Origin of the sequence: Pseudomonas sp. AP42, assembly GCF_001728935.1 — a bacterium.
Taxonomy (GTDB): Bacteria; Pseudomonadota; Gammaproteobacteria; order Pseudomonadales; family Pseudomonadaceae; genus Aquipseudomonas; species Aquipseudomonas lactis.
Window position 1 is genome coordinate 1 of the sequence record NZ_LYSO01000126.1, and the last position, 16968, is coordinate 16968.

At 61.9% G+C, this 16968-nt stretch carries 16 protein-coding genes; 11 read left to right on the forward strand and 5 right to left on the reverse strand.

Annotated features, from left to right (window positions below; translation table 11 throughout):
* Window positions 1–217: 217 nt before the first annotated feature.
* Both A7K61_RS26825 and A7K61_RS26830 read right to left on the reverse strand, forming a co-directional pair.
* Window positions 218–1006 carry an ABC transporter substrate-binding protein gene (locus tag A7K61_RS26825; RefSeq protein WP_069558721.1) on the reverse strand — a complete coding sequence of 263 codons (789 nt, stop codon included), beginning with the start codon at window positions 1004–1006 and terminating at the stop codon, window positions 218–220.
* A 92-nt stretch (window positions 1007–1098) separates the two neighbouring features.
* Complete coding sequence (locus A7K61_RS26830) at window positions 1099–1722, reverse strand: TetR/AcrR family transcriptional regulator (protein WP_044274936.1); 624 nt, start codon at window positions 1720–1722, stop codon at window positions 1099–1101.
* A gap of 153 nt (window positions 1723–1875) precedes the next feature.
* Here A7K61_RS26830 and A7K61_RS26835 point away from each other — a divergent pair, with 153 nt between their 5' ends.
* The 8 genes from A7K61_RS26835 (at window position 1876) to A7K61_RS26870 (ending at window position 11181) form a co-directional block, all read left to right on the forward strand.
* Window positions 1876–3654, forward strand: a complete 1779-nt coding sequence (locus A7K61_RS26835; RefSeq protein WP_069558722.1) for an acyclic terpene utilization AtuA family protein — start codon at window positions 1876–1878, stop codon at window positions 3652–3654.
* Window positions 3655–3666: 12 nt separating this feature from the next.
* Complete coding sequence (locus A7K61_RS26840) at window positions 3667–4539, forward strand: SDR family oxidoreductase (RefSeq protein ID WP_069558723.1); 873 nt, start codon at window positions 3667–3669, stop codon at window positions 4537–4539.
* A gap of 4 nt (window positions 4540–4543) precedes the next feature.
* Entirely contained in the window at window positions 4544–6160 is a 1617-nt protein-coding gene (atuC, locus tag A7K61_RS26845; RefSeq protein ID WP_044274940.1) for a geranyl-CoA carboxylase subunit beta, read from the forward strand.
* Between the two features lie 17 nt (window positions 6161–6177).
* Window positions 6178–7335 carry a citronellyl-CoA dehydrogenase gene (gene atuD, locus A7K61_RS26850; RefSeq protein ID WP_069558724.1) on the forward strand — a complete coding sequence of 386 codons (1158 nt, stop codon included), beginning with the start codon at window positions 6178–6180 and terminating at the stop codon, window positions 7333–7335.
* The gene (locus A7K61_RS26855; RefSeq protein WP_047711488.1) at window positions 7332–8093 is read left to right on the forward strand and encodes an enoyl-CoA hydratase/isomerase family protein; all 762 of its coding nucleotides are present in this window, start codon (window positions 7332–7334) and stop codon (window positions 8091–8093) included. The genes atuD and A7K61_RS26855 overlap by 4 nt, the downstream gene beginning before the upstream one ends.
* 111 nt (window positions 8094–8204) lie before the next feature.
* Window positions 8205–10088 (forward strand): acetyl/propionyl/methylcrotonyl-CoA carboxylase subunit alpha, encoded by a 1884-nt coding sequence (locus A7K61_RS26860; RefSeq protein WP_069558725.1) that lies wholly within the window; start codon window positions 8205–8207, stop codon window positions 10086–10088.
* Window positions 10089–10163: 75 nt separating this feature from the next.
* Window positions 10164–10706, forward strand: coding sequence for an exonuclease domain-containing protein (locus tag A7K61_RS26865; protein WP_044272462.1), 543 nt, complete (start codon window positions 10164–10166; stop codon window positions 10704–10706).
* 190 nt (window positions 10707–10896) lie between these two features.
* On the forward strand, window positions 10897–11181 hold the full coding sequence (locus A7K61_RS26870; protein ID WP_003192883.1) for a pyrimidine/purine nucleoside phosphorylase: 285 nt from the start codon (window positions 10897–10899) through the stop codon (window positions 11179–11181).
* Between the two features lie 50 nt (window positions 11182–11231).
* On the opposite strand, the gene A7K61_RS26875 is transcribed toward A7K61_RS26870, so the two are convergent.
* Together A7K61_RS26875 and A7K61_RS26880 are read right to left on the reverse strand one after the other, a co-directional pair.
* The gene (locus A7K61_RS26875) at window positions 11232–12038 is read right to left on the reverse strand and encodes an MOSC domain-containing protein (RefSeq protein ID WP_069558726.1); all 807 of its coding nucleotides are present in this window, start codon (window positions 12036–12038) and stop codon (window positions 11232–11234) included.
* 38 nt (window positions 12039–12076) lie between these two features.
* Window positions 12077–13012 (reverse strand): chemotaxis protein CheV, encoded by a 936-nt coding sequence (locus A7K61_RS26880; protein ID WP_003192887.1) that lies wholly within the window; start codon window positions 13010–13012, stop codon window positions 12077–12079.
* A gap of 547 nt (window positions 13013–13559) precedes the next feature.
* On the opposite strand from A7K61_RS26880, the gene A7K61_RS26885 reads away from it, so the two are divergent.
* The 3 genes from A7K61_RS26885 to A7K61_RS26895 all read left to right on the forward strand — a co-directional run bounded on the left by A7K61_RS26885 (window position 13560) and on the right by A7K61_RS26895 (window position 15911).
* Window positions 13560–14003, forward strand: coding sequence for a hypothetical protein (locus A7K61_RS26885; protein WP_171905497.1), 444 nt, complete (start codon window positions 13560–13562; stop codon window positions 14001–14003).
* Between the two features lie 358 nt (window positions 14004–14361).
* The gene (locus A7K61_RS26890) at window positions 14362–15255 is read left to right on the forward strand and encodes a sensor histidine kinase (RefSeq protein WP_044272471.1); all 894 of its coding nucleotides are present in this window, start codon (window positions 14362–14364) and stop codon (window positions 15253–15255) included.
* Window positions 15252–15911, forward strand: coding sequence for a response regulator transcription factor (locus A7K61_RS26895; RefSeq protein WP_044272473.1), 660 nt, complete (start codon window positions 15252–15254; stop codon window positions 15909–15911). The genes A7K61_RS26890 and A7K61_RS26895 overlap by 4 nt, the downstream gene beginning before the upstream one ends.
* Here the strand turns inward: A7K61_RS26895 and yegS are convergent.
* Window positions 15870–16790, reverse strand: coding sequence for a lipid kinase YegS (yegS, locus tag A7K61_RS26900; protein ID WP_044272475.1), 921 nt, complete (start codon window positions 16788–16790; stop codon window positions 15870–15872). The genes A7K61_RS26895 and yegS overlap by 42 nt on opposite strands.
* Window positions 16791–16968 lie beyond the last annotated feature (178 nt).

Sequence of the window (16968 nt, forward strand, 5' to 3'; positions counted from 1 at the left end):
TGTCAGAGCGGAACCCTAAGTGGCCGTTACCTAAATAACGGATATGTACCCCGTCCAACTGTGTTGATTGTCAGGCCGCCTTCGCGAGCAAGCCCGCTCCCACAGTTGGATCGTGGGGTGTCAGGTAGATAGGTGTCGGCTGGTAGGCCGTCATCGCAGGCAAGCCAGCTCCCACAGTTGATCCCACTGGCCCCGAAGGCTTTTATTTACTGAGATTTCAAGGCAGTGGCATCACATCAATTCGATACGGCTCGAAAATCTTCAACATCTGGCCATTATCACGCAGCCCCTTGAGCAACCCGGCAAACGCCGGCCCGGTGATCGGTGCCTTTGGCCGCAGCAACGCATAGTGGTGATATACCTGGTCAATACGCTCCGACACCAAAAACTTCCCCGCCATGTCCGCGTTACGCACCATGAAATCACTCAGGTACGAACGGGTAACCAACGCAATGTCCGCACGCCCACGAGCAACCATCAGCAGATTACTGTCATGGGAGTACGTCAACGTCGCATTGAAACGCTCGGCCATGTTCTTGGGATCAGGATTGAAGTCAGCAAAGGCATAGTGATACCCACTGAACACCGCCAGACGTTTACCGGTAAGGTCAGAAAAATAACTCTGGTCGCGCCCGGGCTGACGCTGAGCGACAAAAATTTCCGCATCTTCGAGCCCCATATCAACACTGGTATGGGCAATATTCTGCCAACCCCAGGCCGGGTTTTCGAAGATCGCCATGTCGACCCGGCCTTGCTCGAAGTCGCGAAAACGTCGGGGGATCGAGGTAGGCACCACCACAAACTGGTAATCGGTTTGCGCAGCGTTCAACGCTTCGACCAATTGCGGCAACAACCCGGTGTCGGCCCCTTGCTCGGGGCGCACGGTGTAGGGCGGAAAGTGCGCCGCACCGATTCTCACCAACTGCGCGGCACCGGCCTGCGTCCACGCGGCGGTGCCCAGTGCCCATAAAGTAAGTCCTGCAGCCAGCCGCCATGGCGAAAACATCGAGGCACACACCGTTGAAGAGTTCAATGCCGATAAGCTAGGCGTTTTTACCGGGGGAGACAACTTTCGCCAGCAAATTAATGGCTTGCGCTTCAGTCCGCCTTCAGCACCATCAACAAGGCCTCTTCGGCCAACTCTTCAAGGGTCATGCTGCCTTGGGCGCGAAACCAGGTGGTGGTCCATGACAAAGCGCCGGTGAGGAAGCGCCGGGTGATAAACACATCGCCCCGGATGTAGCCAGCGGCCTTGGCCTCGCCCAGCACCTGCAACCAGATCTGCTCATACACGTCACGCAGGGCCAGCACGTGCGCCTGGCCTTCGGCCGACAGCGAGCGCCATTCGTAGACCAGCACCGCCATGGCCTCGCCACTGCCGCCCATGATCGACTGCAACTCGCAGCGGATCAGCGCCAGTACGCGTTCGCGCACCGTGTTCGCCTCCTCCAGTGAAGCGCGCATCATCGCGGTGTTGTAGTGGATGGTTTCCTCCATCACCGCACGCAAGATCTCATCCTTGCTCTTGAAGTGATGAAAGATGCTGCCGGACTGGATGCCCACGGCGCCGGCCAGATCTCGCACGGTGGTGCGCTCGAACCCCTTGTTGCGAAACAGATGAGCCGCGGTTTGCAGCAACTTGCCGCGGGCGCTCTCGGGGTCGGTCAATTGGCCTGCGTCGACCATGGTGCGCATCACCCCCAGGGCTTTGTGCTCATCCATGCTGCTCTCCTTCACGTCTACTGTCGTCTTGGCCGGCAATTTAGGCCGTGACTGCCACCCAAGCAAGCGCTTGGGTAAAACTTGTGACTGGAGTTTACAAACCAAGCGCTTGCTTGGTAGTCTCGACGCCAGCCCTTGGAGGAAGGATTTCTCATGAGCAAGACGGTACGTATCGGCTGCGCCAGCGCCTTCTGGGGCGACACCTGCACCGCCGCAGCCCAATTGGTGCAGGGCGGCGCCCTGGATTACCTGGTGTTCGATTACCTGGCGGAAGTCACCATGTCGATCCTCGCCGGTGCCCGCCTGAAAGACCCCAAGGCCGGCTACGCCACGGATTTTGTCGAGGTGCTCACGCCCTTGCTGGCGGATATCCAACGTCAGGGCATTCGGGTGATCAGCAACGCCGGCGGCATCAACCCCCAAGCCTGCGCCGCCGCCCTGCAAGCGGCCTGCGATAACGCGCACATCCCGCTGAAAATCGCCGTGTTGCTCGGCGATGACCTGCACCCTCAACTCAAACAGCTGCCGCCTGTCACCGACATGTTCAACGGTGCCCCACTGCCGCCCCTGTGCGTGTCCGCCAATGCCTACCTCGGCGCACCGGGCATTGCCCAGGCTTTGGGGCTCGGCGCCGATATTGTCATCACCGGCCGCGTGGTCGACAGCGCAGTGGTCAGCGCGGCACTGGTGCATGAATTCAACTGGTCGTGGCAGGACTACGATCACCTGGCCCAGGCCGCCCTGGCCGGGCATATCATCGAGTGCGGCGCGCAGTGCACCGGCGGTAACTTCACCGACTGGCGTGACGTGCCCGACTACGAACACATCGGCTTCCCCATCGTCGAAGTCAGCGCCGACGGCCAGTTCACTGTGAACAAGGTCGAGGGCAGCGGCGGCCTGATCAGCGAACTCAGCGTGTCCGAACAACTGCTGTATGAAATCGGTGACCCGCGCGCCTATGTGCTGCCGGACGTGATCTGCGATTTCAGCCAGGTCAAACTGCAGCAACAAGGCAAACACGCGGTGCGCCTGCACGGCGCCAAAGGCCTGCCACCCACCGACCAGTACAAGGTCAGCGCCACCTACCCCGATGGCTTTCGCTGTACCGCCAGCTGCCTGATCGCCGGCATCGACGCGGTAGCCAAGGCCAAGCGGGTCAGCCAGGCGCTCATCAACAAAACATCAGAGCTGTTCAGCCAGCGCGGCTGGCCCCCCTACACCGACGTCAACATCGAACTGCTGGGCAGCGAAGCCACCTACGGCGCCCATGCCCGGCGTGTGGATTGCCGTGAAGTGGTGGTGAAGCTGGCGGTGCGGCACCCGAGCAAGCAGGCGCTGGTGCTGTTCGCGCGCGAGATCGCCCAGGCGGCCACCGGCATGGCGCCGGGCCTGACCGGCATTGTCGGCGGGCGGCCGACGGTGTACCCGCTGATCCGGCTGTTTTCGTTCCTGATCGACAAATCGTCCTGCACCGTCGCCATCGATTACCAGGGCCAACGCCATGCCGTTGAGTTGCCCGCCTGCGCGCCCCTGCTCACGCCGGCCGCGCCCATCGAGCCGGCCAAGCCCCAGGGCCGTGCCGACGCCAGCGTGCCGCTGGTCAAACTCGCCGTGGCGCGCTCCGGTGACAAGGGCAACCACAGCAATATCGGGGTGATCGCCCGCCACCCCGACTACCTGCCGTGGATCGCCGAAGCCCTGACCCCGGAGGTGATCGTCGACTGGATGGACCACGTGCTCGACCCGATCCATGGCCGCGTCGAACGCTGGTACTTGCCCGGCAGCCACAGCCTCAACTTCCTGCTGGAAAACGCCTTGGGCGGTGGCGGCATCGCCAGCCTGCGCATCGACCCCCAGGGCAAGGCCTTCGCCCAGCAACTGCTGGAAATCCCCATCGCCGTACCGCAGCACATTGCCGACCAACTCAGCTAAAGGACTGTCGCCGTGGCCTTCGATTCGATCTTCAAAGCCGACCTGTTCCAGGGGCACACCCTGATCGTCACCGGTGGCGGCAGTGGCATTGGCCGCTGCACCGCCCATGAACTGGCGGCCCTGGGCGCCCGCGTGATCCTGGTGGGGCGCAAGCCGGACAAGTTGCAGCAGGTAGCCCAGGAAATTACCGAAGACGGTGGCCTCGCCCATTGGCAGGCCTGTGATATCCGCGATGAAGAGGCGGTGAAGGCACTGGTCACGCAAGTTCTGCACGACCACGGCCCCATTCATGGCCTGGTGAATAACGCCGGCGGCCAATACCCGTCGCCACTGGCCGCGATCAATCAAAAGGGCTTTGAAACCGTACTGCGCACCAACCTGGTGGGCGGTTTCCTGATGGCCCGGGAGGTGTTCAACCAGTCGATGAGCAAGCACGGCGGCGCAATCGTCAACATGCTCGCCGACATGTGGGGCGGCATGCCCGGCATGGGCCACTCCGGCGCGGCGCGCTCCGGCATGGACAACTTCACCAAGACCGCCGCGTTTGAGTGGGGCTATGCCGGGGTGCGCGTCAACGCCGTGGCGCCTGGCTGGATCGCCTCCAGCGGCATGGACACTTACGAAGGCGCGTTCAAGGCGGTGATTCCCACCCTGCGTGAGCATGTGCCGCTCAAGCGCATCGGCACCGAGTCGGAAGTCAGCGCGGCCATCGTCTTCCTGCTCAGCCCGGCTGCGGCCTTTATCAGCGGCAGCACCCTGCGCATCGACGGCGCCGCGAGCCTGGGCAGCCGCGCATGGCCGCTGCACAAAGCGCAGGCACCGAGCAAGCCGTTCAATGGGTTCCACCGAGCCTACCTGCCGGATGTGCTCAAGGCGGAGCAATAACGCCATGCCAACCATTGAAACCCTGATCGACCCCAACAGCCCAGCGTTCGCGCAAAACCGCGAAGCCATGCTGGCGTCCATCACCCAGTTGCGCCAGCTGGAACACACCCTGCTGGCCAAGGCCCAGGAAGCCAAGCCCAAGTTCGACAAGCGCGGCCAATTGCTGCCCCGTGAGCGCCTCAACCTGCTGCTGGACCCCGGCGCGCCGTTCCTGGAACTGGCCAGCCTGGCCGGCTACAAACTCCACGACGACAAGGACGGCAGCGCCGCCGGTGGCGGGCTGATCGCCGGTATCGGCTATGTCAGCGGCGTGCGCATGCTGGTGGTGGCCAATAACAGCGCGATCAAGGGCGGCACCATTTCCCCCTCCGGGCTGAAGAAATCCCTGCGCCTGCAACAGATCGCCATGGAGAACAAATTGCCGGTGGTGACCCTCGCCGAAAGCGGCGGCGCCAACCTCAACTACGCCGCCGAGATTTTCGTCGAAGGCGCACGCAGCTTTGCCAACCAGGCGCGCATGTCGGCCATGGGCTTGCCGCAGATCACCGTGGTGCATGGTTCGGCCACGGCCGGCGGTGCGTATCAGCCGGGCCTGTCGGATTACGTGGTGGTGGTGCGCGGCAAGGCCAAGCTGTTCCTCGCCGGGCCACCGTTGCTCAAGGCCGCCACCGGCGAAATCGCCACCGATGAAGAACTGGGTGGCGCGCAGATGCACGCGCAAACCGCCGGCACCGCTGAGTACCTGGCCCAGGACGATGCCGATGGCGTGCGGATCGTGCGTGAGATTGTGGGCCTGCTGCCCTGGAATGACCGCTTGCCGCAGGCCCCCCAACGCGCCTATCGCGAACCGCTGTACCCGATTGAAGAGCTGTTGGGGCTGATCCCCGATGACCCGAAAAAACCATACGACGTGCGCGAAATCCTGGCGCGCCTGGCCGACGGTTCCAACCTGCTGGAATTCAAGGGTGAGTTCGACCCCCACACTGTCTGCGCCCATTTGCACATCCAGGGGCGTGCCGTGGGGGTGATTGGCAATAACGGCCCCATCACGCCGAAGGGCGCGAGCAAAGCCGCGCAGTTTATCCAGCTGTGCGACCAGAGCCGCACGCCGCTGCTGTTTTTGCACAACACCACCGGTTTCATGGTGGGCACCGAGTCGGAACAGCAAGGGGTGATCAAACACGGTGCGAAGATGATCCAGGCAGTGGCCAACGCCCGTGTGCCTAAACTCACTATCGTGGTCGGTGGCTCCTACGGTGCTGGCAACTACGCGATGTGCGGCCGCGGCCTGGACCCGCGCTTTATCTTCGCCTGGCCCAACAGCCGCACCGCGGTGATGGGCGGCGCACAGGCCGGCAAAGTGCTGCGCATTGTCACCGAGGCCAAGCAACTCAAGGACGGCCTGGTGCCCGACCCCAAGGTGCTCGACATGCTCGAACAGGTCACCGCGCAGAAACTCGACAGCCAGTCCACCGCCCTCTACGGCAGCGCCAACCTGTGGGACGACGGGCTGATTGATCCACGGGACACCCGCACCTTGCTCGGTTTTTTGCTGGATATCTGTCACGAAGCCGAACGGCGGCAACTGCAACCGAACAGCTTTGGTGTGGCGCGCTTCTAATCAGGAGAACAATAAAAATGATCTTCACCCAGGAACACCAGGAACTGCGCCGCACCGTGCGCGCCTTCGTCGACCGCGAGATCAACCCGCACGTGGATGAATGGGAAAAAGCCGGGCGTTTTCCCATTCACGAGATCTTCCGCAAAGCCGGCGACCTCGGCCTGCTGGGCATCTCCAAACCGGAAAAATTCGGCGGCATGGGCCTGGACTACAGCTATTCCATCGTCGCCGCCGAAGAGTTCGGCACCATCCGCTGCGGCGGCATCCCCATGTCCATCGGCGTGCAGACCGACATGTGCACCCCTGCCTTGGCGCGCTTCGGCTCCGATGAACTGCGCGAGGAGTTCCTGCGCCCAGCCATCAGCGGCGAACAGGTCGGCTGCATCGGCGTCTCGGAAACCGGTGCCGGCTCCGACGTGGCCGGGCTCAAGACCCATGCGCGCAAGGAGGGCGACGACTATGTGATCAACGGCAGCAAGATGTGGATCACCAATTCGCCCAGCGCCGACTTCATCTGCCTGCTGGCCAACACGTCCGACGACAAACCGCATATCAACAAGTCGCTGATCATGGTGCCGATGAACAGCCCCGGCATCAGCGTCAGCCCGCCGTTGGAAAAACTCGGCATGCACAGCTCCGAGACCGCCCAGGTGTTTTTCGATGGCGTGCGCGTGCCGCAACGCAACCGCATCGGCCACGAGGGCGCGGGCTTCATGATGCAGATGTTGCAGTTCCAGGAAGAACGCCTGTTCGGCGCGGCCAATATGATCAAGGGCCTGGAGCACTGCATCGACAGCACCATCGAATACTGCAAAGAGCGCCAGACCTTCGGCAAAGCGCTCATTGATAACCAGGTGATCCACTTCCGCCTGGCGGAACTGGCCACCGAAATCGAATGCCTGCGCGCCTTGGTCTACCAGGCCACCGAGCAGTACATCAAGGGCCAGGACGTCACGCGGCTGGCCTCAATGGCCAAGCTCAAGGCCGGGCGGCTGGGCCGTGAGGTCAGCGACAGTTGCCTGCAATATTGGGGCGGCATGGGTTTCATGTGGGACAACCCGGTGGCCCGCGCCTATCGCGACGTGCGCCTGGTGTCGATTGGCGGCGGTGCCGACGAAATCATGCTGGGCATCATCTGCAAACTGATGGGCACCCTGCCCGGTAAAAAGCCATGAATACCTTGCTGCTCGAAGCCCATAACGGCGTGCTGCACATCACCCTCAACCGCCCCGAATGCCGCAATGCGATGAGCCTTGAAATGGTCAATGAACTGCGTGCTGTACTGGCGCAGTTGGACAGCCAGGTGCGTGCCGTGGTGATCAGCGGCGCGGGCGGGCATTTTTGCGCGGGGGCCGATGTGAAGGATCTGGCCGGCGCCGGGGGTCAGTTGCAAGCATTGAACCGTGCGTTTGGCACCTTGCTGCAAGAGGTTCAGGCGCTGGCGCAAGTGGTGATCGTGGTGCTGCAAGGCGCGGTGCTGGGCGGTGGGTTCGGGCTGGCGTGCGTGAGTGATATTGCGATTGCAGCGGGCCAGGCGCAGTTCGGCTTGCCTGAGACCCGCCTGGGGTTGCTGCCGGCGCAGATTGCGCCGTTTGTGGTCAAGCGTATTGGCCTTACCCACGCGCGGCGCCTGGCGCTGACGGCGGCTCGGTTTGATGGGGTGGAGGCAGGGCGGTTGGGCGTGGTGCATTTTGTCGAGCACGACTCGCAGGCATTGGCGCAGCGGGTGGATGAGGTATTGGGGCAGGTGTTGCAGTGTGCGCCGGGGGCGAATGCGCGGACCAAGGCCTTATTGTTGGCCAGTGTGGATGAGCCGCTTGAGACCGTGCTGGATCGCGGGGCGCAGTGGTTTGCCGAGGCGGTGAGGAGTGAGGAAGGGGTTGAGGGGACGCAGGCGTTTGTGCAGAAGCGAAAGCCTCGGTGGTGCAAATGACGCCTTCGCGAGCAAGCCCGCTCCCACATTTGAAATGCATTCCAACCTGTGGGAGCGGGCTTGCTCGCGAAGAGGCCAGAACAAACACCCCATCAGCCAAGGGATAACCCAATGCCCGCATTCACCAAGATCCTGATCGCCAACCGCGGCGAAATCGCCTGCCGCATCCAGCGCACCGCCCAGGCCCTGGGCTATCGCACCGTGGCCGTCTACAGCGACGCAGATTCCGATGCCCTGCACGTACAGATGGCCGACGAAGCCGTGCACATCGGCCCGGCGCCCGTACACCAGTCCTACCTGAACACACAGGCCATCCTCACCGCCGCACAACTGACCGGCGCCGACGCCATCCACCCCGGCTACGGCTTCCTCTCCGAAAACCCCGACTTCGCCCGCGCCTGCCAACAGGCCACTCTCACCTTCATCGGCCCCAGCGTCGAGGCCATCGAACTGATGGGCAGCAAACGCCTGTCCAAACTCGCCATGCTCGACGCCGGCGTGCCCTGCATCGCCGGCTACCAGGGCAGTGCCCAGGATGACGCCACCTTGCAGCAGGAAGCCGAGCGCATCGGCTTCCCGCTGATGATCAAGGCCAGCGCCGGTGGCGGTGGGCGTGGCATGCGCCTGGTGCACCAGCGCGAACAGTTGCTGGAGCAACTGCGCACCGCACGCTCGGAAGCCATGAATGCGTTCGGCAGCGACGAACTGATCCTCGAACAGGCGCTGATCGACCCGCGCCACGTGGAAGTGCAACTGTTCGGCGACCGCCATGGCAACCTCATCTACCTCGGCGAGCGCGACTGTTCGATCCAGCGCCGCCATCAAAAAGTCATCGAAGAAGCGCCCTGCCCCGTGATGACGCCCGAACTGCGCCAGGCCATGGGCGAAGCCGCGCTCAAGGCCGGGCGGGCGGTGAACTATGTGGGTGCCGGCACCGTGGAGTTTCTGCTCGACCGCAACGGCCAGTTCTATTTCCTGGAAATGAACACGCGCCTTCAAGTGGAGCATCCCGTCACCGAGATGATCACCGGCCTCGACCTGGTGGACTGGCAGTTGCAGATCGCCGCCGGGCAAGCGCTGCCACTCACCCAATCACAGGTGACCCTGACCGGCCACGCCATGGAAGTGCGCCTGTACGCCGAAGACCCGGCCCAGGGCTTCCTGCCGCAAACCGGTGACGTGTTGCGTTGGGAACCCGCCCCCGGCGTGCGCATCGACCATGGCTTGCGTGAAGGCCAAACCATCAGCCCGTTCTACGACCCGATGCTGGGCAAGATCATCGCCCACGGCGCCAGCCGCGAAGAAGCCCGGCGGAAATTGCTGCGGGCCGTGGAAGACACGGTGTTACTCGGCATGGCGACCAATCAGCGCTTGCTCATCGACCTGCTCAAGCACCCGGACTTTATCGCCGGCGACTTCAGCACGGGCTTGATCGCCGAACATTTCAGCGTCATCCCACAGCACACAGCGACCGCTGAACAGCTCTCGCTGGCCGCCGCGCTGTTTTATCAACACAGCGCCAACCAGCACTCACACCCCCTCGCACGCTGGCGCAACACGGCGAGTGCCCCGGTGACATACCGCCTGGAGATCAACGGCCAACTCCATAGCGTGACCATTGACGACCTGCCACTCACCACCGACGGTCGCCACGCCACCTTTGTCATCAAAGGGGTTCGCCGCCGCATCGCCTATCACCTGGACGGCAACCGGCTGTGGCTGCCAGGGCTGACCGTCACCGACCGCACCCAGCAAGTTGCCAGCCGCCCTGCCGATGCCAGCAGCGGCACGGTCCAGGCCCCCATGGACGGCGCCATCGTCGATATACGGGTGTGCGTCGGTGAAAACGTCAGCAAAGGCCAGCTTTTGCTGGTGCTTGAAGCGATGAAAATGGAGCACCCGTTGAAGGCCGGTATCGATGGCACGGTCAAGGAACTGCGCGTCGTGACGGGCGATCAGGTGCGCAACCGCCAGGTTTTGCTCGAGATCCAATAACGCCCCTAGGCGGAACTACAGGGCCGGGCTACGCTCTATCCCCATCAGGAAGGGACGAGTACGGGAACCTGCACCATGCCTCATTGGCTGATTATTGACCTTGAAGCCACAACGGATGACGGCGGCTGGCCCGTGACGGAGATGGAAGTCATCGAGATCGGCGCCAGCCTGGTCAACCGCCAGGGCCGCGAACTGGACCACTTCCAGCGCTTTGTGCGGCCCTTGCGGCGGCCATTGCTGACGCCCTTTTGCCGCAAACTCACCCATATCACCCAGGCCAATATCGACATGGCCGCGCCGATCACCGAGGTATGGCCGCTGTTCGAGCGCTGGCTGGGCCAACATCAGCCACGCCTGGAAGGCTGGGCCAGTTGGGGGGATTATGACCGCGTGCAGCTTGAGCTGGAGTGGCAGCGCCATGGTCTCGCCAGCGCCCTGGGCGACACCCCGCATGTGAACCTCAAGCAACGCTTTGCCAAGGCCCGGCGTCTGGAAAAACCGCTGGGGCTCAATGGGGCGCTGCAATTGGCCGGGATGCAATTCAATGGCCAGCAGCATCGCGCCCTGGAGGATGCACGCAATACCGCGCGCCTGCTGCCCTTGATTTTGCCAGTCTAGGCAGCGCTTGCAGCCTTGGGCATACTGGCCAACCATTTTCCTGCTGCCCTGTAGGAGCGAGCTTGCTCGCGAAGATCGCCAACGAAAACGCAGCGCCTCGGGTTAAACGCGGTGTTCTCAGGTTTTTCGCGAGCAAGCTCGCTCCTACAGTGGTTGGCGTAAGCCTTGACCTTTTTCCGAGGATTCACCCATGTTCAAAGTCAACGAGTACTTCGACGGCACCGTCAAGTCGATCGCTTTCGGCACCGCAGAAGGGCCAGCGACCATCGGCGTGATGGCTCCGGGTGAATACGAATTCGGCACCGCCCAACGCGAAATCATGCACGTGGTGTCGGGCGCCCTGACCGTGAAGCTGCCTGAGAGCAGCGACTGGGAAACCTTCGCCGCCGGCAGCCAGTTCCACGTCCCGGCCAACAGCAAGTTCCAGTTGAAGGTTGCGGTGGATACTGCCTACCTGTGTGAATACCGCGGCTAAGCAATACCCGCCGCACGCAAAAAGCCCGTCTCCCACGAGACGGGCTTTTTTTATTCCAGCACCGTTACCGGCATGCCGACTTCCAGGCGACCAACGCCATCGTTGACCAGGTTCTGGCCGAACATCGCGCCCTTTTCGGTCTTGCGGTAGGTTTCCAGCGTGGCGAAGGGCTCCCGGTCGGGGCTGCGTTCGCCGGTCTGGGGGTCGATGGTGGTGAGGATGCACCGCGAGCACGGCTTGACCACCCGAAACTCCACCTCGCCGATGCGCACGCGCTTCCAGCCATCTTCGGCGAAGGCCTCGGCGCCTTCGATGACGAGGTTGGGACGAAAACGCAGCATCTGCATCGGGCGGCCGATCTTTTCACACAAGTCGTCGAGGGAGCCCTGGCCGATCAACAGCAACGGGTAGCCGTCAGCGAAGCCGACCTTGTCGTCATCCTTGCCATACCCGGCTTCGGTGGTGCGCGCACGTTCCAGGGGCAGTTGCACCAGGCGCGTCGGCTTGCCGATGAACTCGCTGACCCAGGCCGCAGCCTCATCGCCAGCATCCGGCACGCGCAGGGTGTCACGCCAGATGGTCACACCGCGCAGTTCGCTGGCGCTGCCCGGCAATGCCACGTCCAACGGCGCGTAGCCCGGCGAACTCAGGGTCAAGCCCCCGCTGCTGTTCCACAACGCCGAGAGCTGGCTCATCTTCGCCACCGCCCGTTGCGTCAGGAACCGCCCGCTGGCTTCATCCACCAGCATCCAGCGTCGATCCCCGTCCAACCCGAGTGTATCCAGGCCAATCTGCTGCAAGGCTTGGGCCTTGCCGGACTTCAAGGGGTAACGGTACAACGCGCTGAGACGCAGCATGGGCCTGCCTTCCTAGGAAACAAAGTGTCATCCTAAAGTCAGGCGGGCATTTCGTCCAACATCAGACGCTGACGCACCACGTCCACCAGCTTGTCCGGCTGGAATTTGGAGAGGAAATTGTCGCAGCCGACCTTCTTGACCATCGAGTCGTTGAAGCTGCCCGACAGCGACGTGTGCATCACCACATAGAGGCCACGCAGGCGCGGGTCGTTGCGGATCTCGGTGGTGAGGCGGTAGCCATCCATCTCGGGCATTTCGGCGTCGGTGAAGATCATCAGCAGTTTGTCGGTCATCACCTGGCCGCTGTCGGCCCAGGCCTTGAGCATGTTCAGAGCCTTGAGGCCGTCGCTGGCAATGTGCATCTTCACGCCCAACTGGCCCAGGGTGTCACGCAACTGCGACAAGGCCACGTTGGAATCATCCACCAGCAGTACTTCGCGACCACGGGCACGCTCCAGCACCGGGTCTTCAAGTTTGTCCCGGGAGACCTTGGCGTTGTAGGGCACGATCTCGGCGAGGACTTTTTCCACGTCGATGATTTCCACCAGTTGCTCATCGACCTTGCTGATGGCCGTGAGGTAGTGCTGGCGACCGGCGCTGGTCGGCGGCGGCAGGATGGCTTCCCAGTTCATGTTGACGATGCGGTCCACGCCGCCCACCAGAAACGCCTGCACCGAGCGGTTGTACTCGGTGACGATAATGGTGCTGTTAGGGCCAGGCACCAAAGGCCGCATGCCGATGGCCTGGGACAGGTCGATCACCGGCAGGGTCTGGCCACGCAGGTTGACCACGCCGCAAACAAAGGGATGGCGCTGGGGCATCAGGGTCAGTTTGGGCAGTTGCAGCACTTCCTGCACCTTGAACACGTTGATCGCGAACAATTGCCGTCCGAAGAGGCGGAACATGAGAATTTCCAGGCGATTCTCACCCACCAATTGCGTGCGTTGATCTACCGTGTCGAGAATGCCGGCCATTGAAAGCTCCTGGTGTACACGCAGGTGTGCGCTGAAGGGGTGTGCGGTTCGTATAGGCGGTTATCGGCGGCAAGCGCCAAACCTTGACCCTGTTAAAATGCCACGCAAACACATTGATGTCACACTGACATCATGCTTTACTGCATTCACCCTTCAGAACGCTTACACCGACCCCGCACGACACTCGAATCGGCGCGCGGTTCCGCCTTGTAAGGGATTCCCCTATGCGCAATCGGGCCCAACCTGATATTCGCGATATCTAATAGCCATTAATGTGACGCCATTCTCATTGCATGAATGGAGTCAGGCTTTTGTTTGCCAACCCAAGCCCTTGGTCTACGGGCCTTTCAGGCACTCACGTATCGGCAACTGAAGTTGCGTCATCTCGCATAACAGCGGCTAAAGGCGGCATTCGTGAGCTTTTCAATAACCGTCCTACTGGATTATCGGAAGCAGCCTACACGCCCCAGTCGTATTTCAGCGCTAGTTTTAAGCCATTCACCCGGTGCGACATCTCATCACCCGACCTTAAGTTGTGGAGACTTGCATGATGAATAGCGCGAACGAATGGCAAACCGCACTTCCCGAGTTTTTGCTGGAAGCCGAAATGCTGCTGGCCAAGTCCGAGGAATGCCTGAACCACCTGCATTTGATCCGCAATGACAGCGACGCCATCGACTGCATGAAAACCAGCCTGGCCAAACTGGCTGAAAAGGCTGACGGCCTGGCCCTGCAGGCGATCAGCGAATTCTCTCGGCATATTCAATACCTGATCGCCAATGCCGTGAGCCCGGTGCAACTGCATGACCAAGCCCTGGATGCGTTGCACGACTGCCTGACGTTGCTGGCCTGGCAACTGGAACTGATTGACATCCGTACCGGGGAACTGGGCCTGGATGACAGTGAGCAAACTTCGTTGATTGCCACGGTGACTTCGCAGATCCCGCAAAAAGACTACGGCCACCAGTCGCGTTTACAACAGAGGTCTTAAAGCAAAAAAGGTCGTATTTAATATCAGAGTTATCTAAAAACGACCCTTTACGTCAACTATGAAAGCGCTTTCAGAGCCTGAAGAAATATCAATTAGCCAGCACCTTAAAAGTTGTACAAACCAGGCTAACTAATACAACTCAATAGCGCTGGCCGGGCTGCCAGGGCATTTCCGTGGTTAATATATCGACCGAGGAATATGCCAGGCGACCAACGGTAACAGGGGTGGTACCATGCCCCGCTCGAAATGAAGCAACTTCATTATGGATAACCACGATCCGGCACCGCACGCTCGACAGAGCCCAGTCAACCGCCGTGACCGGTCTTCGCGCAGTGAACCCTCATTGGCTCCATCCGCTATGTACGCCAGCCTCAAGTCACTCATCGCAAGGTTCGTGTCCCACTGCCATGCGCGCAGCCTCATCCTTGCCCTGTGCCTGTGTTCATTGCTGGTCAGCCTATGGGTTTACCTGCAAGGCGCGCCGTTGCCGTTACTGATTGTGCTGCTCAACCTGGCCACGTTGGCGGTGGTAGCGCTGCACCAGTGGCGCTCGCGCAACGCCATCAAGTTTCAGCCCCAGGAACTGGCCGACCGCCTGCTGCAAGTCCAGGAAAACGAACGCCACCGCCTCAGCCGCGAATTGCACGATGACATCGGCCAATTGCTGACCGCCGCCAAGCTGCAAAGCGAATGGCTGCAGCGTCGCCTGCCCGACGACCTGCAAAGCCATTGCTCGGTGCTGTGCAACACCCTCAATGAAACCCTGGCCAAGGTGCGCGACGTGTCCGCCATCCTCAACCCGCGCCAACTGGCAAGCCTGGGGCTGGAAGCGAGCCTGCGCGCGCACCTGCTCAAGACCCTGGAAAATACCCAGGTGTGCTGGAGCCTGGAGTGCCAGCAACGGCTCACCGGTATTCCTGAAGAAATGGCCGTGGCGGCCTTTCGCATCACCCAGGAAGCGGTCACCAACATGCTGCGCCATGCCAACGCGCACAACCTGCTGGTGCGCCTGCAACGCTTGCCTGAAGGGCTGTCGCTGATGATCTGCGATGACGGCCAAGGCTTCGAACCTGCCGCCGACCCCGCCAAGGTAGGCCAACGGGGCATGGCCGGCATGTGCGAACGGGCCCTTCAGTTGGGCGGCACCTTGTCCGTCAGCAGCCAGCCGGGCAAAGGCGCACGCATCCACGCACTTTTCCCCTGGGCACCCCGTGCCCTCGAACGGGCCAGTGCCCATAAGGTTCTCCAGTGACCTGCAATTTGCTTCTGGTCGATGACCATGCCTTGATCCGCGCCGGCGTGCGCGCACTGATCCTGGATATCCCCGGCTACGCCGTGGTGGGCGAGGCCAGCGATGGCGCGCAACTGCTTGAGGCATTCAGCGCCCTGCAGCCCGACATTGTGCTGCTGGACCTGTCGATGAAACACACCGGCGGCCTGGATGCCTTGCAGCAACTCAAGCGCGCCTACCCCAAGTGCAAAGTGCTGATCCTGTCGATGCACACCGACCCCGAGATGATCATGCGCGCCCTGGAGTCTGGCGCCCACGGCTACCTGCTCAAGGACACCACCGCCAACGAACTGGAACACGCCCTGCAAGCGCTGCGTAACAACGAACGCTACCTGAGCCCCGCCATTGCCCACACGGTGATCAATCAGGCGCTGGTCCGCAGCCAGGGCCCCAGCACGCCTGTTGCCCACAGCCACAACCTGACGGCGCGGCAACTGGAGATCCTGCGCTTGATCGTGCGCGGCAAATCCACCCGGGAAATTGCCCACGGCCTGGGCCTGAGCATCAAGACCGTCGAAGCCCACCGCTCACAGATCATGAAGCGCTTGCAGATTTTTGATGTGGCGGGCCTGGTGTTATTTGCCGTGCGCGAGCAGATCATCAGCCTGGACGACTAACGGCGACCCCAGCGGCAAGTGCACGCGCAGCGCCTTGGGCAGCGCTTCGAAATGCAGGTCGTCGCCTTCCAGCGGCTCACCGTCGAGGTTAATGTACAAGCCCTGCGCGACCTTGATCTTCACCCACGGCAGGCGTGCGCGCACGAACATGGTGTCCAGGCCCCAGCCGTTATTCATCAACTCACGCAACGTGCCGACCACTTCCTGCGGCGCCGGCAGGATGCTGACATCCAGCAGCCCGTCATCAGCCAATGCACCAGGGCACAACACATGCCCGCCACCGGCCTGGCGACCGTTACCGATGCCCAGCGCGAGCAACTCGCCTTTCCAGTGGAAATCCGGGCCTTCCAATTCACCGTAGGCGGCTTTCAATTCACTGAAGCGGGTTAAACCGGTAAACAGGTAAGCGGCACCGCCCAGGACCTTCTTCAAATCTTCGGAGGTATTGGCCGTGACCTGGCTACCAAAACCTCCGGTGGCCATATTCAGAAAGATCTGCCCACCCACCTGGCCAAGGTCGATGGCCCTGGGCTGCACGTCCAGCAAGGCCAGGGCGCCAGCCGGCTCCAACGGCACACCTGCCGCCTTGGCGAAATCATTGGCGGTGCCCAGGGGCATCAGCACCAGGCTGGCGTCAGTGTTGGCATGGGCCATGGCTTCAGCCACATCGCGCAAGGTGCCGTCGCCACCGCCGGCAATGATATGGGTGTAGCCCGCGGCCAAGGCTTCATTGACCAGGCGCTGAGCATCACCGCCCTCCCACGTCACCCGCACGGCCAACTCCCCACCCTGCTCCCGCCGCGCCAGCACGGCAGCGCGCACATCCTCGTTGAGGGCTTGTTTGCCATGGAGGATCAACAGGGCTTTGGGGGTGGTCATTTGAGGGAATCTCCTGGGTCAAAGGTGCATGAAGGATGTTGACCCTTGGGGCACCGGAAAAGTCTGTGGGCTGAAGAAAATTGATTGAAGTACACAGATCAAAAGGTGGGAGCTGGCTTGCCTGCGATGGCGGCGGTTCAATCGACAAACATCTCAAATCTGCCACCCAACGGTAACC